Genomic DNA, 22224 nt, shown 5'->3' on the forward strand with positions numbered 1-22224 from the left:
CGCCGTACCGGGGATCACCAGCCGGCGCGGTTAAGCTCGATGCGTGCCATCCCCTGCCCCCGCCGACGTCGACGCGCGTCGCCCGAGCGCCGCGGTCTACCGCCGGCGCCGCATCGTCGTGTTCGGCGCGCTCGCGCTCGTGGTCGCGCTGCTCACGACGGGCGGCGTCTACACCGCCGGCGCGCTCGGGGCACCCGTTCCGGCCGCCCAGCCCGCGGTCACCGATCCCGAGCCCGTCGTGGCCGCCCCGCAGGCGCTCGCGCTGCCCGGGTTCGGCACGTACGCGGTGGCGGCGGTCGGCTACGACGGGCTGCTCGTCGCGGGCAACGAGCAGGCGCCCATGGCGACGGCGAGCATCACGAAGGTGATCACCGCGCTGGTCGTGCTGGAGGAGCATCCGATCGCGGCCGGCGAGGGCGGCCCCGAGCTCACGTACACCGACGCCGACGTCGACATCTACTGGGACATGATCGCCCAGAACGGCTCGGTCGCGCCGGTGCGGGCCGGGGCGACCCTGACGCTGCGCGAGAGCCTCGAGGCGATGATGCTGCCGTCGGGGAACAACTACGCGATCTCCATCGCGAACTGGGCGTTCGGCTCGGTCGACGGCTTCCTCGACCAGGCGCGCACCTGGCTCGACGCGCACGGGCTCGCGAACACGCGGATCGCCGACTCGAGCGGCCTGTCGCTCGACAACGTGAGCACGGCCGCCGACCTCGTGCAGCTCGGCGAGCTCGCGCTCGAGAACCCGGTGCTCGCCGAGATCGTCGCGACGCAGGCGGTCGACATCCCCGAGCTCGGCACGCTGAAGAACGGCAACAAGCTGCTCGGCACGCACGGCGTCGACGGCATCAAGACGGGCACGACGGATGACGCGGCCAACCTGCTGTTCTCGGCGGACTTCGCGGTGGGCGCCTCCTCGATCACGGTCGTCGGCGTGCTGCTCGGCGGCCAGACGCACGCCGTGCTGAACGACGCGATCGCCGCCCTGCTCGACTCCATCGCGCCCGGCTTCCACGAGGTGGCGCCGCTCGAGGCCGACGAGGCGCTCGCGACCTACGACACCCCGTGGGGCGACACCGCCCGGGCGCGCACGACGAGCGGGGCGACCGTCGTCGTGTGGAACGACACGCCCGTCGACGTCGAGGTGCACGCGAACCCCGTCACGCTCGGCGCCCGCGGCGACGAGGTGGGTACGGCCGTCGTGCACGCCGGCACGCAGGAGATCACGGTGCCGCTCGTGCTCGACGCGACGATCACCGACCCCGGCGCCTGGTGGCGGCTCACGCACCCGGGCGCGCTCGATGCGGTGCCGGCGACGACGGCCGGCTGACGCGCCTCAGTCGGGGAGCGTGTACGGCCCGGCATCCGGCCGCTTGGCCGAGATGAGGTCGCCCGACGACTGGTGCCGCACGCGGCGGAGCACCCACGGCACGAGGTACTCGCGCGCCCACGCGAGGTCTTCGACGCGCGCCTGGCGCCACGTGCCCTGGGGCAGCGGCTCGGGCTTCATGGGCTGGAGGTCGTTCTCGACGTTGAGCGCCGCGAGCACCATGCGCGCGACCGTGTGGTGGCCGAGCGAGTTGAGGTGCAGGCGGTCGGGCGCCCACATGCGCTGGTCCTGGATCTCGGCGAGCGCCCACTGGTCGGCCACGATGCAGTCGTGCTTCGCGGCGATCGAGCGCAGGTTCTCGTTGTAGATCGCCACCTTGCCCCGGATGCCGCGGAAGACGGGGGAGAAGCCCACGTCGACGCCCGTGAACAGCACGATGGTGGCGTGGTCGCGGGAGAGGCGCTCGATCGCGTACTCGAACCTCGCGGCGATCTCGTCGGGGTCGGTGCCCGGACGGATGACGTCGTTGCCGCCCGCGGAGATCGTGATGAGGTCGGGCCGGAGCGCCAGCGCGGGCTCGAGCTGCTCGTCGACGATCTGCTGGATGAGCTTGCCGCGCACCGCGAGGTTCGCGTAGGCGAAGTCCTCGGTGCCCAGCGAGAGCACCTCGGCCACGCGGTCGGCCCAGCCGCGGTGCCCGCCCGGCACGGTGGGCTCGGGGTCGCCGATGCCCTCCGTGAAGGAGTCGCCGAGGGCGACGTAGCGGGACCACGGATGCTGCTGCTTGACCATGCCTCCATTGTGCCAACGGCTGCCGACGCGGCCGGTCACCGTGCCCGGCGTGCGCCGGACCGTCTGCCCGACCGTCCGGTTCGGGGATGTCGGGGCCCTCCGCTACGCTCGGATCCAGTGAGCACAGCGACCCCATCCGGCCACCTGCCGGGCACCTCGGCCGCCGAGCACCTCTCCCCGTCCTTCCCAGAACGCGCCGCGTGGGGCACCGCGAGCAAGCTGCGCGCGTGGCAGGCCGAAGCCCTCGAGCAGTACCTCGCCGAGCTGCCGCGCGACTTCCTGGCCGCAGCGACGCCGGGCGCCGGCAAGACGACCTTCGCCCTGCGCCTCGCCGCCGAGCTGCGGCACCGGCGCGTCATCGACCGCATCACGGTCGTCGCGCCGACCGACCACCTGAAGCGGCAGTGGGCGGATGCCGCGGCCCGAGCCGGCATCCGGCTCGACCCCGGGTTCCGCAACGCCCACGGCCAGACCGCCCGCCACTTCCACGGCGTCGCGGTCACCTACGCGCAGGTCGCGATGCGCCCCGCGCTGCACCGCGAGCTCACGATCTCGGGGCGCACGCTCGTCATCCTCGACGAGGTGCACCACGGCGGTGACGCGCTCTCCTGGGGCGACGCGATCCGCGAGGCGTTCGAGCCGGCGACGAAGCGGCTGTCGCTCACGGGCACGCCGTTCCGGTCCGACACGGCGCCCATCCCGTTCGTGCGGTACGAGCCCGACGCGAAGGGCATCCGCCTGTCGCAGACGGACTACGACTACGGCTACGGGCGGGCGCTCGCCGATGGCGTCGTTCGGCCCGTCATCTTCATGGTCTACGCCGGCCACATGCGCTGGCGCACGAAGGCCGGCGACGAGATGGAGGCCCGGCTCGGCGAGGACAACACGAAGGACATCACCTCGTCGGCCTGGCGCACGGCGCTCGAGCCGACGGGGGAGTGGATCCCCGCCGTGCTCGCCTCGGCCGACCGCCGCCTGACCGAGGTCCGCCAGTCCATTCCCGATGCCGGCGGGCTCGTCATCGCGACCGACCAGACCGTCGCTCGGGCGTACGCCCGGATCCTCGAGGGCATCTGCGGTGAACCCGTCGCGGTGGTGCTCTCCGACGAGAAGGAGGCGAGCGCGCGCATCGAGGAGTTCTCGGGCGACACGCGGCGCTGGATGGTCGCCGTGCGCATGGTGTCCGAGGGCGTCGACGTGCCGCGGCTCGCCGTCGGCGTGTATGCGACAAGCGCCTCGACGCCGCTGTTCTTCGCGCAGGCGATCGGCCGCTTCGTGCGCGCCCGGCGCCGCGGCGAGACGGCGTCGGTGTTCCTCCCGAACGTGCCGGTGCTCATGGAGCTCGCGGCCCAGCTCGAGCTCGAGCGCGACCATGCGCTCGACCGCCGCGACGGCGACCGCGACGATGACGGCCTCGACGACGGCCTCCTCGAGTCCGCGAACCGCGAGGACCGCGCGTCGGAGGAGGTCGGCCTCGGCACCTGGGAGGCGATCGCCTCGGATGCCGCATTCGATCGCGTCGTCTTCGACGGCACCGAGTTCGGCACGCTGGCCGAGCCCGGAAGTGACGAGGAGCACGACTTCATCGGCATCCCCGGACTCCTCGAGCCCGAGCAGGTCTCGGAGCTGCTGCGTCACCGGCAGGCGCGGCAGGCGCGCCGCGCGGGGGATCGTCGACGACACGCGGTCGAGTCCGAGGCATCCGACCAGGCCGAGCCGGTGGCGCTCTACCGCACGCTCAAGGAGCAGCGATCGCTGCTCAACTCCCTCGTCGGGCTCTACGCCCGGCAGACGGGCAATCCGCACTCGCTCGTGCACGGCGAGCTGCGGCGTGCGTGCGGCGGTCCCGACGTCGCGCACGCGACCGTGACGCAGCTGCAGGCGCGCATCGAGCTGCTGCGCAAGCGGCTCGGCGGGCGCTGAACGCGCGCACGGCTGACGTGCTCTGCGGACGCTGACGGCGCTCGACCCCACGCGCTCGGCGGACGTCGGCGGCGTGTGCCAGCATGGGCGAGTGGAACGCCGCACCCGAGTGCTCATCGTCGCCATCGTCGTCTCGTTCATCGCGTTCCTCGACGGTGCGGTCATCAACGTCGCCCTGCCGTCGCTCGCGGCCGAGCTCGGCGGCGGCCTCGCCCTGCAGCAGTGGGCGGTCGACGCGTACCTGCTCACGCTCGGCGCGTTCATCCTGCTCGCGGGGTCGCTGTCCGACTCCTTCGGCCGGCTGCGCATCATCCGCATCGGGCTCTACGGCTTCGCCGTCACCTCGGTGATCTGCGCGATCGCGCCGAGCGGCATCGTCTTCATCGTCGGCCGTGCCCTCCAGGGCGCAGCGGGCGCACTGCTCGTGCCGAGCTCGCTGGCGATCATCATCGCGACGTTCTCGAAGTCCGAGCAGGGCCGCGCGATCGGGCAGTGGACCGCATGGACCACGAGCGCGTTCCTCATCGGGCCGCTGTTCGGCGGGCTCCTCGTCGACCTGGTCTCGTGGCGGCTCGTGTTCTGGATCAACGTCCTGCCGATCGCCGTGGTGCTCGTGATGATGCACGCGCTCGGGCGCGACGAGCCGAACCCCGATCGCGAGCCGATCGACTGGGTGGGCGCGGCGCTCGGCGTCGTCGGGCTCGGCGGCACGGTGTTCGCCCTCATCGAGCAGGGCCGGTTCGGGTGGGCGTCGCCCGTGGTGTGGGTGCCGCTCGTCGTCGGGCTCGCCGCGCTCGTGTCATTCGTGCTGTGGGAGCGGCGCACGCGGCATCCGATGCTGCCGCTCTCGTTGTTCGGGGCGCGCAACTTCGCCTGGGGGAACGTCGCCACGCTCTTCATCTACGCGGCGTTCTCGCTCGGGCCGTTCGCGCTGACGATCTTCCTGCAGCAGTTCGCCGGGTTCTCGGCCACGATGGCAGGGCTCGCGACCCTGCCGCCCACCATCATGCTCGTGCTGTTCGGCTCCCGGTTCGGCACCCTGTCGACACGCTACGGCCCGCGCATCTTCATGACGATCGGGCCGCTCGTCGTCGGCGTCGGCTACCTGCTCACCGTCATGGTGCAGGCGGAATTGAACTACTGGCTGCACCTCCTGCCCGGCATCCTGCTCATGGGGCTCGGCATGGCCATCACGGTGGCGCCGCTCACCGCCGCCATCCTCGGCGCGGTCGACCCGGCCCGCGCGGGCATCGGCTCCGCGGTCAACAACGCCGTGGCCCGCATCGCCGGGCTCGTCGCGATCGCGAGCATCGGCGTCATCGTGGGCACCCAGCTCGACGTCGCCGGCTACCGACGTGCGGCCGTCGCCACGGCCGTGTTCCTGGTCATCGGCGGCGTCGTGTCGTGGCTCGGCATCCGCAACCCGACGCCGACGCCCGAGGCCACCGGTGCGACGCCGCCGGCCGCCGATGCACCGTCGCACGGCTCGGCGCACGTGCCCCCGCACGCCGCCGAGTGAGCGGGGCGGGCGGGGCCGCACCTCGCGCGAAGCACGCTGCTCGTGGAGCGGGGCTCGCGGCGGCTCAGGCGACCGTGGCGTCGGCGCGCTCGGGGATCGCGAGCCCGCCGTGCTCGGCCGCGGCGTCGAGCGCCGACATGAAGTCGGCCGTGAGGTCGTCGACGTGCTCGAGGCCGACCGAGATGCGGACGACCGCCGCGTTCGGCTTCGCCTCGCCCGCGACGGGTCGGTGCGTCAGCGACGCGGGGTGCTGCACGAGCGAGTCGACCCCGCCGAGCGATACCGCGTGCGTGGCGAGCTCGCACGACTCCGTGAAGCGCGCCGCGGCGTCGTAGCCGCCGGCGAGCTCGATCGCGATGATCGAGCCGGGACCCGCCAACTGCGTGCCGACGAGGCCCTGCGGGTCCTGACCGGGCAACCCGGGGTAGTGCACGCGAACGACGGCCGGGTGTGCGATGAGGCGCTCGGCGAGCAGGCGGGCCGTCTCCTGCTGGGCGCGGACCCGCACCGGCAGCGTGCGGAGGCCTCGGTGCAGCAGGTACGCGGCCATCGGGTGCAGGAGTCCGCCCGTGAGGGCGCGGACGCGGCGGAGCCGCTCGACCCAGTCGCGGTCGGCTGCGACGACGCCGCCCATGACGTCGCCGTGTCCGCCGAGGTATTTCGTCGCGCTGTGCAGCACGAGCGTGGCGCCGTGCTCGGCCGGGCGCTGCAGCACGGGCGTGGCGAAGGTGTTGTCGACGAGCACGGGCACGTCGCCCGCGGCATCCGTCACCCGGCGCAGGTCGAGGAGCTCGAGGGTCGGGTTCGCGGGCGTCTCGACGACGACCAGGCCGGTGTCGGCCTCGATCGCGGCGCCGATGCCGTCGGCGTCGGTCCAGGTGACCCGGGTACCGAGCAGGCCGCTCTCGAGCACGTGGTCGGTGCCGCCGTAGAGCGGACGCACGGCCACGACGTGCGGCTTGCCGGCGGAGGCCGTCGCGATGAGCGTCGCCGCGAGCGCCGCCATCCCGCTCGCGAACGCGACCGCGCCCTCGGTGCCCTCGAGGCCCGCGAGCGAGTCCTCGAAGCGCGCGACACCGGGCTGCCAGAGCCGCTGGTAGACGGCCGAGCGGCCCTCGCCGAGGTCGTGCCCCGTGGCGAGCTCCTCGTAGGAGAGGCCGCCGGTCTCGACCGACCCGAGCGGGTTCGTGGTGGAGAAGTCGATGACGGGAACGTGGGATCCGCTCGCCCGGACCCCGTCCATGCCGCCGTGCACGGCGCGGGTCTCGAACTGCGACGACGATGTCTGCATGCCTCGAAGAAAGCAGGATCTGCAGCAATACGCAAACCCGCATGCACGATCATCGCGCTAGACTCTCAAGACCGAAGAATCTTCACGCCACACCGAGGGGAGCCGAGCTCATGGCGCAGAAACCCGAACTCGACCGCGTCGACCGTGCGCTGCTGCGCGCGCTCTCGGCGAATGCGAGGGCCTCGGGCGCCGCCCTCGCCGCGGAGGTCGGCGTCGCCGAGTCCACCGTATCGCTTCGGCTGCGCCGACTGCAGAGCCTCGGCACGGTGCGCGGCTACCGTGTCGACGTCGACCTGGCCTCGCTCGGGGTATCGCTGCAGGCGCTCATCGCGGTACGGCTCGTGAAGCACGACCGCAGCGAGATCGACGCGTTCCGTGCGCAGGTGCCCCACCTGCCGGGTGTGCTCGGCGTCTTCCACATGGCGGGCGCAGAGGACTACCTGCTGCACGTCGCGGCACGCGACGCCGAGGAGCTCCGCGAGTTCGTGCTCGCGCATCTCACGGGGCATCCGGCCGTGGCGCACACCGAGACGAACCTCATCTTCGAGCACGTCGACGGCGACGGCTGGAACCGGCTCGTCGGGTAGGCGCACGACCGCGTCGTACGCCCACCAGCGCGGAGCGGCAGTCCAGACGACCGCGCGTCAGCCGATCGTCGTGCCGAACGCGAGGCCGAGCACGTAGGTGACTGCGGCCGCGCCGAGCCCGATCGCGAGCTGGCGGAACGCGCGCTTCATCGGCGATGCGCCCGAGAGCAGGCCGACCGTGGCGCCCGTGGCGAGGAGCGCGATGCTCACGAGCACGGTCGCCGTGATGATCGCGACGGTGCCGCTCAGGCCGAAGATCCACGGCAGCACCGGGATGAGTGCGCCCGACGCGAAGAACAGGAAGCTCGAGATCGCGGCCGACAGGCCCGTGCCGACGGCTTCGTCGTCGTGCGGCGCCGACACCGTGAGCGCGTCGGTGGGCGCTGCGAGCTGCTCGGCCGCCCGCACCCGGGCCATCACGAGCGCCGCGTGCTCACTGGCGTCGCCCTCGTCCATGCCGCGGGCGCGGTACACGAGGGCGAGCTCGTTCGCGTCGAGGTCGAGATCGACGAGCGCCTCGCGCGCCGTCGGGTCGGGGGCGGATGCCTCGAGCAGCTCGCGCTGCGACCGCACCGACACGTACTCTCCGGCGCCCATCGAGAGCGCGCCCGCGAGGAGGCCCGCGATGCCGGTGAACAGCACGACGGACGCCGGAACACCCGTCGCGCCGATGCCGAGCACGAGCGCGAGGTTGGAGACGAGGCCGTCGTTGGCGCCGAACACTGCCGCGCGGAACGTGCCCGCGAGCCGGCGACGACCGCGTGCGGCGAGCCCGCGCACGACCTCGCCGTGGATGCGCTCGTCGGCCGCCATGGCGGCGGTCGCGTCGGGGTCGGTGGCGTAGGGGGAGCGGGCCTCGGCGCGCTGGGCGAGCGCGAGCACGAAGATCGAGCCGAAGCGGCGGGCGAGGCCGCCGAGCATCCGGGTGCGCAGGTCGGCGCGCGGCACGCCGGAGTCGTCGCCGTCGAGCAGCCGGAGCCAGTGCGCCTCGTGCCGCCCCTCGGCCGCTGCGAGGGCGAGCAGGATCTCCCGCTCCTCGCCGTCGCGTCGCGCAGCGAGCTCGCGGTAGACCGCTGCCTCCGCCCGCTCGTCCGCGAGGTAGCGCCGCCAGCGTGCCCGGTCCGCCGCCGTTCCCGGCCGTTCGTCGGTCATCTGCTCCACATCCCATCGGGGAGCCGACGTCCGGTCGCTCCCGCTCCGTCACGTCCTCGCCGCTCACGCGGCCTCAGCCACGATATCGGCGCGCCGGGCGAGAACCGGCCGATCGGCCCGGATTGGCAGCATTTCGGAGCGCCGAACGGGTTTCGGGCTGCCGAACGGGAGTCACCGCGAAAGCGTTCGGATTCAACCCTCAGGCGGCGCGGTCACGAAGTCGATGAGCTCCTCCACGCGACCGAGGAGCGCGGGCTCGAGGTCGCCGTAGCCGCGCACGCGGCCGAGGATGTGCTGCCACGCCCGCGCGATGTCGGCCTGGTCGGCGTGCGGCCAGCCGAACGCCGCACACACGCCGTGCTTCCACTCGGTGCCGCGAGGGACGACGGGCCACGCATCGCGTCCGAGGCGAGCGGGCTTCACGGCCTGCCAGACGTCGATGAACGGATGCCCCACCACGAGCACATGCCGGCCGTGCGGGCCGCGCGCCACCGCGTCCGCGATGCGCTGCTCCTTCGAGCCCGGCACGAGGTGGTCGACGAGGATGCCCGCGCGGCGGCCGGGTCCCGGTCGGAAGTCGTCGAGCTGTGCGGCGAGCACGTCGACGCCCTCGAGGTACTCGACCACGACGCCCTCGATGCGCAGGTCGGCGCCCCAGACCTTCTCGACGAGCTCGGCGTCGTGCCGGCCCTCGACGAAGATGCGGCTGGGCAGGGCGACGCGGGCGGGCGCCTGCCCGACGGCGAACGAGCCCGACGCCGTGCGGAGCCGCCCGGCAGGGGCCTTCGGCGTCGGGAAGACGAGCTGCACGGCCTCTCCGTCGACGAGGAAGCCGTGACCGAGCGGGAACACGCGCTTCGCGCCGAACCGGTCCTCCAGCGTCACGTGCCGCTTGTCGACCGCCACGACGGCCCCGCAGAACCCGTCGGCGGCGAGCTCGACGACGAGGTCGCGCTCGGCCTCGAGCGTCGGGATCGTTCGGCGTCCCTGTGACCGCCAGTCGCCCGCGAGTACGTCGGCGCCGTAGCGATCGGGTCCGTTCGGATCGTGGGTCGGGGTCGGCACCGGTCGAGGCTAGCGGACGCGCCCCGGACGGTCGCGCGTCGACACGGCCGATCGGGGAATCACGCGGACGCCGGTCGACGCTCGCGGCTCGCCGTCCGCCGGGAGAGGGCGAGCGTCCAGATCGCGCCGAGCCCCGCGATCGCCGCCCCCGCCCCGAAGGCCCACGGGATCCCGAACGGCTGCGCCAGGAGGCCGAGCGCGATCGGGCCGAGGCCGAGGCCCAGGTCGATCGCGGCGCTGGCGGTGCCCGAAGCGACACCGCGCTGCGAGGGCGATGCCGTGGCGAAGATGGCGGAGAAGAATGCCGGCGTCGAGAAGGCGACGCCGACCGCAGTGATCGCGGCGCCGACGACGAGTCCGGCCGGCGACGCCCAGATGGCGACCACGGTGAGGCCGAGCGCGATCGTGATGAGCGCGGCGGCGCCGAGGCGGAGGGCGGGCAGGCGGTCGGGCACCTTGGCGAAGGCGACCCGGCAGACCACGACGACCGCGCCGTAGGTGAAGAGCGCCAGGCTCGGCACCTCGAAGCCCACACGCGTGCCGTGGAGCGTCACGAAGGCCAGGAACCCGCCCATCGCCAGGAGGGATGCGAGGAACCCGACGAGGATCGGCAGCGCGGGACGATGGACGAGGTGGCGATCGCCCGGTTCGGGCGCCGGGCCCTCCCGGGTCTCACCGATGAAGAGGGCCAGGACCGCCGAGAGCACGGCCAGCCCACCGGCGCCCCACCACGCGAGGGTGGCGCCGCCGAGCTGCGTGAGGGCTTCGCCGAGCACGGGCCCCAGCGCGATGCCGAGGTAGAGGCCGAGCGAGTTGTACGAGAGCGCCTCGCCGAGCCGGGACGGCGGAGCGAGGTCAGCGAGCGCGGCGAACCCGGCGACGAAGAACGCGGCCTCGGCGACGCCCGCCAGGAGGCGCAGCACCACGACCGAGACGAGGTCGCGGGTGAGCGCGAGCAGCACGAGGCTGGCCGCGGCGAGCAGGGCGCCGCCGAGGAGCAGGGGGAGTCGGCCGTACACGTCCGCCAGGCGGCCGGCGAACGGCCGGAGCAGGAGCGCCGACACCGCGAACACGCCGAACGCGAGGCCGGCAGCTGCCTCGTCGCCGCCGACCGGGCCGGTGACGTGCAGGGGAAGCACGAAGATCGCGACGCCTGCGGCGGTGAAGTAGCCGAGGTCGGCCACCGCGAGCATCACGAACGAGGACGTGAACAGGCGCTCCGCCGGTTCGCGCGTCGTGATCTCGGCTCCGTCGGCGCGGGCTCGCCGACCGCGGTTCCCCACAGGGCTCACTGTATGCCCGGCGGCCACGCTGCGGGCGAGTCGGCGGACGGGCGCCTCGTTCGGGTTCAGCGGAAGTCGCGTGAGCGGCTCGGCGCCTTCACGATGAGGCGCTCGAACCGGTCGGCGACGAGGTTGACGACCCCCTCGGGGGAGCGCTCGAGGATGCCGCGCACGATCATCGCGGGCGCCTCTCGGGCGACGCGCCGGTAGCGGTTCCACACGCCGACCCCGGCGATCACGTTGAGCGTGCCCGATTCGTCTTCGACGTTCATGAACGTGATGCCGCTCGCCGTCGCCGGCCGCTGTCGGTGCGTGACGACGCCGCCCACCTCGATGCGCCGGCCGCTCTCGGTCTGCCGCAGGCGGTCGATGCGGATCGCCCCCCGCTCGTCGAGCTGCTCGCGGATGTGCCGGATCGGGTGGTCGTCGGGGGAGATGCCCGTCGCCCACAGGTCGTACACGACCTGCTCGGCGTCGCTCAGCATCGGCAGCAGCGGCGGCTGCACCACGACGACCGACCCGGCGAGGTACTCCTCGCGGTCCTGCGCGGCCTCGCCCGCGAGCCAGAGCGCCTCGCGTCGCTCGAGTCCGAAGCCCGAGAACGCGCCGGCCGCGGCGAGCGCCTCGAGCTGCTCGGCGTCGAGGCCGGCCCGCCGGGAGACGTCGGCCATGTCGCGGTACGGGCCGCGGGCGGCGCGCTCGGCGATGATGCGCTCGGCCACGGCCGTGCCGATCGACGAGACGTCGGCCAGCCCCAGCCGCACGGCGTACGCGCCGTCGCGCCGGTGGTCGGCGGAGCGGTCGGGCGCCTCCCGGTCGAAGCGGTCGACGGGCGGCTGTACGGCGTCGACGCACGCGTCCATGCCGGTCGCCGCGCGCCGGTCGTCGCCGGCAACGTCGGCAGCGCCATCGCCCCGAGCACCGGATGCCGCATCGATCGCCTCCAGCCGCGCGTCGACGCCCGAGCGCAGGATGTCGGGCCGCAGCATCCGCACGCCGTGCCGTCGCGCGTCGGCGGTGAGCGTCTGCGGGGAGTAGAAGCCCATCGGCTGCGCGCGCAGCAGCGCGGCGAGGAACGCGGCGGGGTAGTGCAGCTTCAGCCAGGAGCTCGCGTAGACGAGCAGCCCGAAGCTCAGGGCGTGGCTCTCGGCGAAGCCGAAGTTCGCGAACGCCTCGATCTTCTCGTAGATGGAGTCGGCCACGTCGAGGGCGATGCCGTTCTCGGCCATGCCGGCGTAGAGCTTCTCGCGGAGCCGCTCGATCTTCTCGATGCCGCGCTTGGAGCCCATCGCCCGGCGCAGCAGGTCGGCGTCGGCCGCGCTGCAGTTGCCGACCGCGACCGCCATCTGCATGAGCTGCTCCTGGAACAGCGGCACGCCGAGGGTGCGGGCGAGCACGGGCTCGAGCTTCGGATGCAGGTAGCTCACCGGCTCCTCGCCCGTGCGCCGGCGGATGTAGGGGTGCACCGCACCGCCCTGCACCGGACCGGGCCGGATGAGCGCGATCTCGACGACGAGGTCGTAGAAGCAGCGCGGCTGCAGCCGGGGGAGCGTGCCCATCTGCGCGCGGCTCTCGACCTGGAACACCCCCACCGAGTCGGCGCGGCAGAGCATGTCGTAGACGGCCGCCTCCTCCTTCGGGATGGTGGCGAGCTCCCATTCCTCGCCCGTCGTCTCGCGCACGAGGTCGAACGTGTACTGCAGCGCGGCGAGCATGCCCAGGCCGAGCAGGTCGAACTTCACGAGGCCCATCCACGCGCAGTCGTCTTTATCCCACTGCAGCACCGTGCGGTTCTCCATGCGGGCGTGCTCGATGGGGCACACCTCGCCGACGGGCCGGTCGGTGAGCACCATGCCGCCCGAGTGGATGCCGAGGTGCCGGGGGAACGTGAGCAGCTGCTCGGCGAGCTCGACGACCGGGGCGGGGATGTCGTGGTCGTCGGTGGAGACCACGGCGCCCCACCGCTCGACCTGCTTCGACCAGGCGTCCTGCTGCCCGGTGGAGTACCCGAGCGCCTTCGCCATGTCGCGCACCGCGACCTTCGGGCGATAGCTGATGACGTTCGCCACCTGGGCGGCGTTGTGGCGGCCGTACTTGCCGTAGACGTACTGGATGATCTCCTCCCGCCGGTCGGAGTCGAAGTCGACGTCGATGTCGGGCTCCTCGTCGCGCAGCGCCGAGAGGAAGCGCTCGAACGGCAGGTCGAAGTAGATCGAGTCCACCGCGGTGATGTCGAGCACGTAGCAGACCGCCGAGTTCGCGGCCGAGCCGCGCCCCTGGCACAGGATGCCGCGACTGCGCGCCTCGCGCACGAGGTCGTACACGATGAGGAAGTAGCCCGGGAAGTCCTTCTGCTCGATGACGTCGAGCTCGCGGGCGAGCCGCTCGCGCACGTGGTCGGGGAGCCCGGGGTAGCGCCGCTCCGCGCCCGACCACACGAGCTCGCGCAGCCAGCTCATGGGCGTGTGCCCCTCCGGCACCTCCTGCCGGGGCAGCCGCGGGCGGGCGCTGCGCAGCCGGAACCCGAGCTCCTCGGCGAGCGTGACCGAACGCGCGACCGCGCCCGGGTACCGGTCGAAGCGGCGCATCATCTCGGCGCCCGAGCGCAGGTGCAGCCCGTCGGAGGCGGGAAGCCACCCGTCGAGCTCGTCGAGGCTGCGCCGCGCGCGCACCGCCGCGAGCGCCGACGCGAGGCGGTGCTCGCCCGGCGTGGCGTAGTGCACCGCGTTGGTCGCGAGCAGGGGCAGGCGGGCGCGCTCCGCGAGCGCCGCGAGGGCGTCGTTCGCATCCTGGTCGTGCGGGTGCCCGTGGTCGAAGAGCTCCACGACGACGTGGTCGCGGCCGAACAGCGCGACCAGACGATCGAGCTCGCGCCACGCGGCATCCGCCCCGCCGTCGGCCAGCGCGCGCCGCACGGCGCCCTTGCGGCATCCGGTGGGGATCACCCACTCGCCGCCCGACTGCGACGCGAGCTCCTCGAGGGAGTAGACCGGACGACCCTTCTCGCCGCCCGCGAGCTGCCCCGCGGTGATGGCGCTCGCGAGCCGGTGGTAGCCCGCCTCCTGCCGTGCGAGCACGAGCACGTGCTCGCCCTCGGGATCGGCGACGCCCATCTGCGGCTCGGGCAGCCCGAGCGAGAGCTCCGCGCCGAACACCGTGGTGAGCTCGGGGAAGCTCTCGGCCGCCTCGGCGAACCGCACGATGCCGTAGAAGCCGTCGTGGTCGGTGATCGCGAGGCCAGAGAGCCCGAGCCGGTGCGCCTCCTCGACGAGCTGCTCGGGTGAGGAGGCGCCGTCGAGGAAGCTGAACGCGGAGTGCGCGTGCAGCTCGGCGTACGGCACGATCGGGCCCGACGGCGCCTCGAGTCCCTCCGAGGGGCGGTACGGATGCCGCTTGCGACTCCACCCGGGGCTGTCGCCGCCGTCGGCGATGATCGAGGGCCCGCCCGGGCGCCGACGGTCGGAGAGCTTCTGCTCGAGCTCCGACCACGGGATCGACGGGTTGTTCCAGCCCATCAGTCGTACCTCGCCTCGGCCCACCAGCCCTCGCGATCGCGCACGAGGAGCCAGGCGCAGCCGTCGTCGTCGACGACCTGGAACCGGTGCACGCGCTTAGCCTGCTCGGCGTCCCACCAGCGCTCGACGACCGGCCACGGACCCGCCCAGGCGCGCACCGGCGCGGCCTCGCCGCCGCCCACGGCGAACCGCTCGGGCGCCGCCGAGATCGCACCGCGGCCGTCGACGGCGACGAGCTCGCCGCGCGCGTCGAGGAGCGCGATCGGCAGCCGCTCGCGGAAGACGCTCGCGGGTGCCAGCGCTGGCAGGCTGCCGGGCCACGGCGCGTGGCCCGCGCGCTCGGGCGGTCGGTCGCCCCACGGCACGAGCACCTGCCGGTCGGCGAGCATGCGGCCGCCGCCGATCGCCGCGGTCACGACCGCCTCGTGCCCGAGCATGCTCTGCACGCGCGTGAGCCCGTGGTGCACGCGCTCGTCGGGGCCGCCGCCCCAGAGCCCCTCTTCGTGGTTGCCGGTGGAGTCGATGCGCTCGGGCACGACCCGCAGCCGCACGATCGGGGAGGCGAGCCCGCTGTCGGCGGTGCCGGCGCCCTGCAGCTGCCAGCGCACCCGGTCGACGACGTCGGCGGGCGTGAACCACCGCGGATGCAGCCAGCTGCGGCTCGAGTGGCCGCCGTCCTCGTCGTCGAGCTCGATGCGCAGGCCCGTGCACACGAGTCGCACGGCGCGCATGCGCTCGATGAACTCCTCGGCGCCCACGCGGAACGCGAAGGCGAGCTGGTCGATGCGGTCGAGCGGGGGCTCGAAGTGCTGCTCCACCTCGAACTCGGGCGGTGGCGTGCGCGCGACGACCCGCGCCTGCTCCCGGCCGGCCGCCCGGTCGTGCGCGAGCGCGCCTGCGGCGCCGAAGCGGCGCCGCACGTCGTCGGCGGGGAGCGCGGCGAACTCGCCGAGCGTGCGCACGCCGAGCCGGGTGAGCAGCGTCGTGGTGCGGGCGTCGACCACGAGGCCCACGGGCAGTGGGGCGATGAACTCCGCGGATGCCCCGGGCGGCACGATCGCGACCGACGAGGTGCGCGCGGCGCGCGCCGCCTGCTCGGCCGCGAACGGTCCGTCGGCGATGCCCACCCTGGCGCCGGGCACCCCGACGGTCTCGAGGAGGGCCGCCGCCGCGGCCTCCTCGCCGCCGTAGTAGCGCGCCGGCCCGCGGGCGCGCATGGCGAGTGTGCCGGGGCGGATGAGCTGCACGCCCGGCACCGTGGCCTCGACGCGGCGCATCACGGGCTCGAAGACGCGCACGTCGAGGGCGATGTCGTAGTCGAGCACCGTGAGCTCGGGGGAGCGGTACTGCGCCTCGCGCAGCTTCAGCCCCCGCGCGACGCCGTCGCCGCGGGCGGCGGCCGAGCAGGCGAAGACGAGGCCGGCCTCGGTGAGCGCGAGGGGTGCGTCGGGGTCGAGGCCGAGCTCGCGGCACACCGCGAGGATCGGCCAGTCGGGGCACCACAGCACGATGGTGCGGCCGGTGTCGACGGTCATCCGGTGGCCCTCCGCTCGAGGTCGTCGAGGCGGATCGGCTCGACGGGCTGGGCGGCGGCGGCCTCGACGGGCGCGAACTCGAGCGAGCGGCCGGGCAGCCGCAGCCGCGACTGCGTGCGGCGCACGAACTCGCCGCGGCCCGCGACGCTCACCACGACCTCGCGCCCGGCGAGGTGCCCGTGGCCGCGCTCGAGCCCCTGCCACTCGCTCGCCTCGACGCCGAGGCGAGCGTCGCTGCCGGGCCACTCGCCCGCGACGAGCAGCGTGGTGCCGCGCTGGCGCAGCCGGGCCTGGAGCCGGCTCGTCTCGGCGGGGGAGACCCGCCCCGCGGGCCGCACCGCGACCACGGGGATGACGTCGGCGAGCGCGGCGACGACCGTGAGCCACTGGCGCCCCGGATCGGGCACGAGCACGAGCCGCTCGAGCGCGATGCCGAACCGCGAGGCCGCCTCGACCCCGAACTCGGGCATGCCCGCCACGGCGACCCAGCGGCCGCTCGCGCTCGGCCCCGCCAGCAGCGCCATGAGCAGCGTGGTCGACCCCTCGACCTGCACCACCGTGCCCTCGCGGAGCGTGCCGCCCGGCAGCACCGACTCGAGCGCCGGATGCGTCGGCACGGCCTTCGAGTCGAGCCGCGTCGCCTGCATCCCGCGGATGCGGGCCTGCAGCTCCTCGACGCGCGCCGGGCGGGGCGCTGGGGCGACGAGGGGAGCGGTCATGGTCATGCTCCAGTTTCGAACATACGTTCGAATCCGGCAAGTCGCGGGGGCCACCCGTCCACCCCGCGTTCCGGGGACATCGGCGTGTCGCGTCGGCCGGGCACGAGTGTACGGATGCCGCCGACACCCGCACCCTGCAGCGCGTCGACACGCGGCATCCGCCCGGAAACGAACGAAGGCCGGATCATGATGATCCGGCCTTCTTCGCAACGCGTGCGCGAGGGGGGACTTGAACCCCCACGCCCGTTAGGGCACTAGCACCTCAAGCTAGCGCGTCTGCCATTTCCGCCACCCGCGCGTTGTGTCGGCCCCGCAGTCTCCCGCAGGCCCGAGAGAAGACACTAGCACGGAATCCGGGGCGCCTCGTACACGCGCCGCCACGGCGGCGGGCTACGGTGAGACGCATGGCCGAGTCACCCGCAGCCCCGCAGACGACCCACTCCGGCACCGAGCTCGACGAGACCGCGGTGGTCGCCCGCGACCTCATCCGGTTCGACACGACCAACCACGGGGAGGGGCGCGCGAAGGGCGAGCGGGAGGCCGCCGAGTACGTCGAGGCGAGGCTCGCTGCGCTGGGCCTCGAGCCGAGGATGTTCGAGCCCGAGGCGCGCCGCACGAGCGTCGTCGCCCGCGTGCCGGGCCGCAACCCCGACAAGCCCGCACTCGTGCTGCACGGGCACCTCGACGTGGTGCCCGCCGACCCTCGCAACTGGAGCGTCGACCCGTTCGCGGGGGAGATCCGCGACGGCATGCTCTGGGGCCGCGGCGCCGTGGACATGAAGGACATGGACGCCATGATCCTCACGGCCCTCGCCGACATCATCGGCAACGGGTCGCTGCCCGAGCGCGAGCTCGTCGTCGCGTTCTTCGCCGACGAGGAGGCGGGCGGCGGACGCGGCGCGAGCTGGCTCGTCGACCACCACCCCGAGCTCTTCGCGGGCGCCACCGAGGCGATCAGCGAGGTCGGCGGCTACTCGATCACCGTGGGCGGCACGCGCGCGTACCTCCTGCAGACGGGGGAGAAGTCGCTCATCTGGGTCCGGCTCATCGCCCGCGGCGTGGCCGCGCACGGCTCGCGCCTGATCCGCGACAACGCGGTGACCCGGCTCGCCGAGGCGATCGCCCGGCTCGGCCGCACCGAGTGGCCCCTGCACCTCACCGACACGACCCGCGAGCTCCTGGGCGCGATCGCCGGCGCGCTCGGCGTCGACCCCGAGCGAGTCTCGCCCGACGAGCTCGCGCTCGCGACGGGCTCCGCATCGGGCTTCATCACCGCGACGCTGCGCACCACGACGAACCCGACCGTCCTCGACGCGGGCTACAAGCACAACGTCATCCCCGACCGCGCGGAGGCGCTCGTGGACATCCGCACGATCCCCGGGCAGGAGGAGGCCGTGCTCGCCGAGGTGCGCGAGATCATCGGCGACGACATCGAGATCGAGTTCGTGCACAAGGACGTCGGGCTCGAGGCATCCACCCGCGGACCCCTCGTCGACGCCGTGACGCGATCGCTCGGCCGGCACGACCCCGGCGCACCCGTCTTCCCGTACCTGCTCTCGGGCGGCACCGACAACAAGTCGCTCCACCGACTCGGCATCGCGGGCTACGGATTCTCGCCGCTGCGCCTGCCCGCCGACCTCGACTTCCCGGCCATGTTCCACGGCGTCGACGAGCGCGTGCCGCTCGACGCACTATCCTTCGGAAGGCGGGTGCTCGAGGACCTGCTCCTCGACTACTGACCCCGACGGCTCACCGACGACGACTCCCGGCGCTCAGCGAGAGCCGGCGGAAGGCGGATTCCCCAACGTGCTCGAAGCGATCATCCTCGGCCTGGTGCAGGGCCTCACCGAGTTCCTCCCGATCTCCTCGAGCGCGCACCTCCGGATCCTCGGCGAGTTCCTGCCGAATGCGCAGGACCCCGGCGCCGCCTTCACCGCGATCACGCAGATCGGCACCGAGACCGCCGTCGTCGTGTTCTTCTGGCGCGACATCGTGCGCATCATCGCGCACTGGTTCCGCTCGCTGTTCGGGCGCGTCCCGCGGCACGATCCCGACGCCCGCATGGGCTGGCTGATCATCATCGGCTCGATCCCGATCGTGGTGCTCGGCATCCTGTTCCAGGACCAGATCGAGACCGTGTTCCGCTCCCTCTGGATCGTCGCGACCATGCTCGTCGTGTTCGGCCTCATCCTCGGACTCGCCGACTGGGCCGGCGCCAAGCGCCGCACGCTCGACCAGATCACGGTGCCGCACGGCATCCTGTTCGGCTTCGCGCAGGCGCTCGCGCTCATCCCGGGCGTCTCGCGCTCGGGCGGCACGATCACGATGGGCCTGTTCCTCGGCTACGAGCGCGCGGCCGCGGCACGGTACGCGTTCCTGCTCGCGATCCCCGCCGTGTTCGGCTCGGGCTTCTACCAGCTGTTCAAGAGCTGGGGGGAGCCCGCGGTGTACGGCCCCATCGAGACGGCCGCGGCGACCCTCGTCGCGTTCGTCGTCGCGATCCTCGTGATCGCGTTCTTCATGCAGTGGATCTCACGCCACAGCTTCCTGCCGTTCGTGATCTACCGCATCCTCCTCGGCGGCACGATCTTCGCGCTCCTCGCGACGGGCACCATCGACGCGTGACGGATGCCGCGGCGCGGCGTCTCGCGATGACGGATGCCGCGCCGGCACGCCGGTCCGATGACGGATGCCGCCGCGGCATCCGCTCGGCTCAGGACCCGTCGCGCGGCCGCCAGGGCTCGTCGCGCGGCCCCTCGCGACCGTCGGCCCGGCCGCCCTCGGGGCCGTCGCCGCGACGCCGCAGGTAGCGCTCGAACTCGCGCGCGATGGCCTCGCCGCTCGCCTCGGGCGCGTCGACCGCGTCGCGCGCCTGCTCGAGCTGGGCGATGTAGCCCGCCATGTCCTCGTCGTCGGCGGCGAGCGCATCGACGCCCGCCTCCCACGCCTTGGCCTCGGTCTCGAGCGAGCCGCGCGGGATGCTGAGCCCGGTCAGCTCCTCGAGCTTCGCGAGCAGGGCGAGCACGGCCTTCGGCGAGGGTGCGTTGTGCACGTAGTGCGGCACCGACGCCCACAGCGACACCGTGGGGATGCCCACCCGCTCGGCCTGGTCGGCGATCACGCTGAGGATGCCGACGGGCCCTTCGTAGCTCGAGCGGTCGACGCCGAGCTCGTCGCGCACCTCGCGGTTCTCGCTCGACGCGAACACCGCGAGCGGGCGCGTATGCGGGGCGTCGGCGAGCATCGCGCCGAGCAGCACGATGCCCTCGATGTCGGCGGCGAGCGCCGCGTCCACGAGCTCGGCGGCGAAGCCCTTCCAGCTGCGCGCGGGCTCGGCGCCCAGCAGCACGTGCAGCGCGGCGGCGCCGGGGCCGGTCACGCGGTCCTCGTCGGCGGGCGCCGGGCGCCCGCCGGGGCCGAGGATCGCGGCACCGGGCCATTCGAGCCGACGCGTGCCGTCGTCGCCGACCGCCACGGTGGGCCGCGTGAACTGGTAGTCGAAGTACAGCTCGGGATCGACCGCGGCGATCTCGACGAGGCCGAGGCGCTCCGCGAGGAGCTTCGCGGCACCGGTCGCGGCCTCTCCGGCGTCGTTCCAGCCCTCGAAGGCGACGACGAGGAGCCTTCCGCCCTCGAAACCGGCCCGCTGATCCACCAAAGGTGCCCCGCTCTCCGCCCCGGGTGGACCGGGGTCCCCTCCACAATAGGCCGTGGCCGTAGACTTGCGGGTTGTGACCACTCGCCTTCCCGCCGCCGTCCTCTGGGACATGGACGGCACCCTCGTCGACACCGAGCAGTACTGGATGGCGGCCGAGGTGGAGCTCGTCGAGTCCTTCGGCGGTCGCTGGACGCATGAAGACGGTCTCGGCCTCGTCGGCATGGGCCTCTGGGAGTCCGCCCGCGTGTTCCAGGCCGCGGGCGTCGACCTCGACGCCGACACGATCGTCCACCGCCTCACGGGCCGTGTGAAGCAGCAGCTCGTCGAGCAGGGCGTGCCGTGGCGCCCGGGCGCCCGCGAGCTCCTCGAGGCGCTGCGCACGGCATCCGTGCCCACCGCGCTCGTCACCATGTCGATCCGCTCGATGGCCGACGACGTGATCGCGGCCATCCCGTTCGAGGCGTTCGACGCGATCGTCACGGGCGACGTGGTCGCGAACCCCAAGCCGCACCCCGAGCCCTACCTCGTCGCCGCAGCCGAGCTCGGGGTCGACGTGCGCGACTGCGTCGCGATCGAGGACTCGCCCGCGGGGCTCACGTCGGCGTGGTCGGCCGGGGCCGTCACCGTCGGCGTCCCGAACTTCCTCGCCCTCGACGAGGCGCCAGCCCACGTGCTCTGGCCGACGCTCGCCGACAAGACGGTGTCGGATGTCGCGGAGCTCCTCGCCGTCCGCGAGGGCCGCGCATGAGCGAGAGCCGCGGAGAGCGCAGCGGACCCTTCCGACCGGGCGACCGCGTGCAGCTCACGGGCCCCAAGGGCCGGATGCACACGATCACGCTCGAGCCGGGCAAGCTCTTCCACTCCCACAAGGGACCCATCGCGCACGACGACCTCATCGGCCTGCCCGACGGCTCGGTCGTCGCGAACCAGGTCGGCGTCGAGTACCTCGCCCTGCGCCCGCTGCTCGGCGACTTCGTGATGTCGATGCCGCGCGGCGCCGCCATCGTGTACCCGAAGGACGCGGCGCAGATCCTCGCGCAGGCCGACGTCTTCCCGGGCGCCACGGTCGTGGAGGCCGGCGTCGGCTCGGGCGCGCTGTCGCTCTGGCTACTGCGCGCCATCGGGCCGCAGGGCCGCCTCATGTCGTTCGAGCGCCGCGAGGAGTTCGCCGAGGTCGCCCGTGGCAACGTCGCGACCTTCCACGGCTTCGACCCCGAGAACTGGTCGATCACGCTCGGCGACCTGGCGGAGGAGCTGCCCCGGCAGGCGGCCGCGGCATCCGTCGACCGCGTCGTGCTCGACATGCTGGCGCCGTGGGAGTGCATCGACGTCGTCTCCGAGGCGCTGAAGCCCGGCGGCGTACTGCTCTGCTACATCGCCACCGCCACGCAGCTCTCGCGCGTCGCCGAGGCCATCCGGGCGACGGGCCACTACACCGACCCCGTGTCGAACGAGACGATGGTGCGCGGCTGGCACGTGCAGGGACTCGCGGTGCGGCCCGACCACCGCATGATCGCGCACACCGGATTCCTCATCACGGCTCGCCGGCTCGCGCCGGGCACCGTGCTGCCCGAGCTCAAGCGCCGCCCGTCGAAGACCGACTTCAGCGAGGAGGACGTCGAGGTCTGGACGCCCGGCGCCCTCGGGGAACGCGTCGTGAGCGACAAGGCGCTGCGCAAGCGCGTCCGGGCAGCGGATGCCGCGGCCGAGCGCTCGCGCGCCGACGAAGGCGCGGCGGCCGCCGACGTCGCCGAGCCGGCAGCCCCGCCCGCGACCACCGACACCGAACCCACCGGGAACGGCGGGTAGGCTACCTACGCCCCGAAGCTCCCCCTTCGAAGAAACGAGGATC

17 protein-coding genes and 1 tRNA gene are annotated in these 22224 nt (G+C 73.4%); 8 read left to right on the forward strand and 10 right to left on the reverse strand.

Translation table 11 applies throughout. The features are described 5' to 3' along the window. The first annotated feature begins 43 nt into the window (after nt 1-43). A complete protein-coding gene (locus FYC51_RS17235; protein WP_148734982.1) occupies nt 44-1333 on the forward strand; it encodes a D-alanyl-D-alanine carboxypeptidase family protein in 1290 nt (429 codons plus the stop codon). A gap of 6 nt (nt 1334-1339) precedes the next feature. Here FYC51_RS17235 and FYC51_RS17240 read toward each other — a convergent pair whose 3' ends face one another. Further along, complete coding sequence (locus FYC51_RS17240) at nt 1340-2125, reverse strand: SGNH/GDSL hydrolase family protein (RefSeq protein WP_148734983.1); 786 nt, start codon at nt 2123-2125, stop codon at nt 1340-1342. A 117-nt stretch (nt 2126-2242) separates the two neighbouring features. On the opposite strand from FYC51_RS17240, the gene FYC51_RS17245 reads away from it, so the two are divergent. Together FYC51_RS17245 and FYC51_RS17250 are read left to right on the forward strand one after the other, a co-directional pair. Next, the gene (locus tag FYC51_RS17245; RefSeq protein ID WP_238476435.1) at nt 2243-4048 is read left to right on the forward strand and encodes a DEAD/DEAH box helicase; all 1806 of its coding nucleotides are present in this window, start codon (nt 2243-2245) and stop codon (nt 4046-4048) included. 91 nt (nt 4049-4139) lie between these two features. After that, on the forward strand, nt 4140-5567 hold the full coding sequence (locus FYC51_RS17250; RefSeq protein WP_148734985.1) for an MFS transporter: 1428 nt from the start codon (nt 4140-4142) through the stop codon (nt 5565-5567). A gap of 64 nt (nt 5568-5631) precedes the next feature. On the opposite strand, the gene FYC51_RS17255 is transcribed toward FYC51_RS17250, so the two are convergent. Next, a complete protein-coding gene (locus FYC51_RS17255) occupies nt 5632-6858 on the reverse strand; it encodes a trans-sulfuration enzyme family protein (RefSeq protein ID WP_148734986.1) in 1227 nt (408 codons plus the stop codon). A gap of 110 nt (nt 6859-6968) precedes the next feature. Here FYC51_RS17255 and FYC51_RS17260 point away from each other — a divergent pair, with 110 nt between their 5' ends. Continuing rightward, complete coding sequence (locus tag FYC51_RS17260; protein ID WP_148734987.1) at nt 6969-7445, forward strand: Lrp/AsnC family transcriptional regulator; 477 nt, start codon at nt 6969-6971, stop codon at nt 7443-7445. Between the two features lie 57 nt (nt 7446-7502). Here the strand turns inward: FYC51_RS17260 and FYC51_RS17265 are convergent, their stop codons facing one another. The 7 genes from FYC51_RS17265 to FYC51_RS17295 form a co-directional block, all read right to left on the reverse strand. Further along, complete coding sequence (locus tag FYC51_RS17265) at nt 7503-8597, reverse strand: VIT1/CCC1 transporter family protein (RefSeq protein WP_148734988.1); 1095 nt, start codon at nt 8595-8597, stop codon at nt 7503-7505. Between the two features lie 192 nt (nt 8598-8789). Continuing rightward, entirely contained in the window at nt 8790-9662 is an 873-nt protein-coding gene (locus tag FYC51_RS17270; RefSeq protein WP_148734989.1) for a DUF3097 domain-containing protein, read from the reverse strand. A gap of 59 nt (nt 9663-9721) precedes the next feature. Continuing rightward, nucleotides 9722-10945, reverse strand: coding sequence for an MFS transporter (locus FYC51_RS17275; RefSeq protein ID WP_187432710.1), 1224 nt, complete (start codon nt 10943-10945; stop codon nt 9722-9724). 65 nt (nt 10946-11010) lie between these two features. After that, complete coding sequence (locus tag FYC51_RS17280) at nt 11011-14460, reverse strand: error-prone DNA polymerase (RefSeq protein WP_148734991.1); 3450 nt, start codon at nt 14458-14460, stop codon at nt 11011-11013. Next, nucleotides 14460-15995 carry a DNA polymerase Y family protein gene (locus tag FYC51_RS17285; protein ID WP_148734992.1) on the reverse strand — a complete coding sequence of 512 codons (1536 nt, stop codon included), beginning with the start codon at nt 15993-15995 and terminating at the stop codon, nt 14460-14462. Before FYC51_RS17285 ends, FYC51_RS17280 begins: the two co-directional genes overlap by 1 nt. After that, nucleotides 15992-16714 (reverse strand): hypothetical protein, encoded by a 723-nt coding sequence (locus tag FYC51_RS17290; RefSeq protein WP_148734993.1) that lies wholly within the window; start codon nt 16712-16714, stop codon nt 15992-15994. The genes FYC51_RS17285 and FYC51_RS17290 overlap by 4 nt, the downstream gene beginning before the upstream one ends. Before the next feature lie 214 nt (nt 16715-16928). Beyond that, nucleotides 16929-17012, reverse strand: a tRNA-Leu gene (locus FYC51_RS17295). 106 nt (nt 17013-17118) lie between these two features. On the opposite strand from FYC51_RS17295, the gene FYC51_RS17300 reads away from it, so the two are divergent. Then, the gene (locus tag FYC51_RS17300; protein ID WP_148734994.1) at nt 17119-18453 is read left to right on the forward strand and encodes a M20/M25/M40 family metallo-hydrolase; all 1335 of its coding nucleotides are present in this window, start codon (nt 17119-17121) and stop codon (nt 18451-18453) included. Between the two features lie 67 nt (nt 18454-18520). Next, nucleotides 18521-19339, forward strand: a complete 819-nt coding sequence (locus tag FYC51_RS17305) for an undecaprenyl-diphosphate phosphatase (protein WP_148734995.1) — start codon at nt 18521-18523, stop codon at nt 19337-19339. 88 nt (nt 19340-19427) lie between these two features. Here the strand turns inward: FYC51_RS17305 and FYC51_RS17310 are convergent, their stop codons facing one another. Beyond that, the gene (locus FYC51_RS17310) at nt 19428-20369 is read right to left on the reverse strand and encodes a PAC2 family protein (protein ID WP_238476436.1); all 942 of its coding nucleotides are present in this window, start codon (nt 20367-20369) and stop codon (nt 19428-19430) included. A 76-nt stretch (nt 20370-20445) separates the two neighbouring features. On the opposite strand from FYC51_RS17310, the gene FYC51_RS17315 reads away from it, so the two are divergent. Next, nucleotides 20446-21120, forward strand: coding sequence for an HAD family hydrolase (locus FYC51_RS17315; protein WP_222863299.1), 675 nt, complete (start codon nt 20446-20448; stop codon nt 21118-21120). Next, the gene (locus FYC51_RS17320; RefSeq protein WP_148734997.1) at nt 21117-22181 is read left to right on the forward strand and encodes a tRNA (adenine-N1)-methyltransferase; all 1065 of its coding nucleotides are present in this window, start codon (nt 21117-21119) and stop codon (nt 22179-22181) included. The genes FYC51_RS17315 and FYC51_RS17320 overlap by 4 nt, the downstream gene beginning before the upstream one ends. Nucleotides 22182-22224: the final 43 nt, after the last annotated feature.

The organism is Agromyces mariniharenae, from assembly GCF_008122505.1.
Classification (GTDB): domain Bacteria; phylum Actinomycetota; class Actinomycetes; order Actinomycetales; family Microbacteriaceae; genus Agromyces; species Agromyces mariniharenae.

Bases quoted from the DNA above. Each gene is read 5' to 3' on its own strand.
- FYC51_RS17290 (WP_148734993.1), bottom strand. From the start codon at position 16,714: ATGACCGCTCCCCTCGTCGCCCCAGCGCCCCGCCCGGCGCGCGTCGAG.
- FYC51_RS17265 (WP_148734988.1), bottom strand. From the start codon at position 8,597: ATGACCGACGAACGGCCGGGAACGGCGGCGGACCGGGCACGCTGGCGG.
- FYC51_RS17320 (WP_148734997.1), top strand. From the start codon at position 21,117: ATGAGCGAGAGCCGCGGAGAGCGCAGCGGACCCTTCCGACCGGGCGAC.
- FYC51_RS17240 (WP_148734983.1), bottom strand. From the start codon at position 2,125: ATGGTCAAGCAGCAGCATCCGTGGTCCCGCTACGTCGCCCTCGGCGAC.
- FYC51_RS17300 (WP_148734994.1), top strand. From the start codon at position 17,119: ATGGCCGAGTCACCCGCAGCCCCGCAGACGACCCACTCCGGCACCGAG.
- FYC51_RS17260 (WP_148734987.1), top strand. From the start codon at position 6,969: ATGGCGCAGAAACCCGAACTCGACCGCGTCGACCGTGCGCTGCTGCGC.
- FYC51_RS17285 (WP_148734992.1), bottom strand. From the start codon at position 15,995: ATGACCGTCGACACCGGCCGCACCATCGTGCTGTGGTGCCCCGACTGG.
- FYC51_RS17280 (WP_148734991.1), bottom strand. From the start codon at position 14,460: ATGGGCTGGAACAACCCGTCGATCCCGTGGTCGGAGCTCGAGCAGAAG.
- FYC51_RS17255 (WP_148734986.1), bottom strand. From the start codon at position 6,858: ATGCAGACATCGTCGTCGCAGTTCGAGACCCGCGCCGTGCACGGCGGC.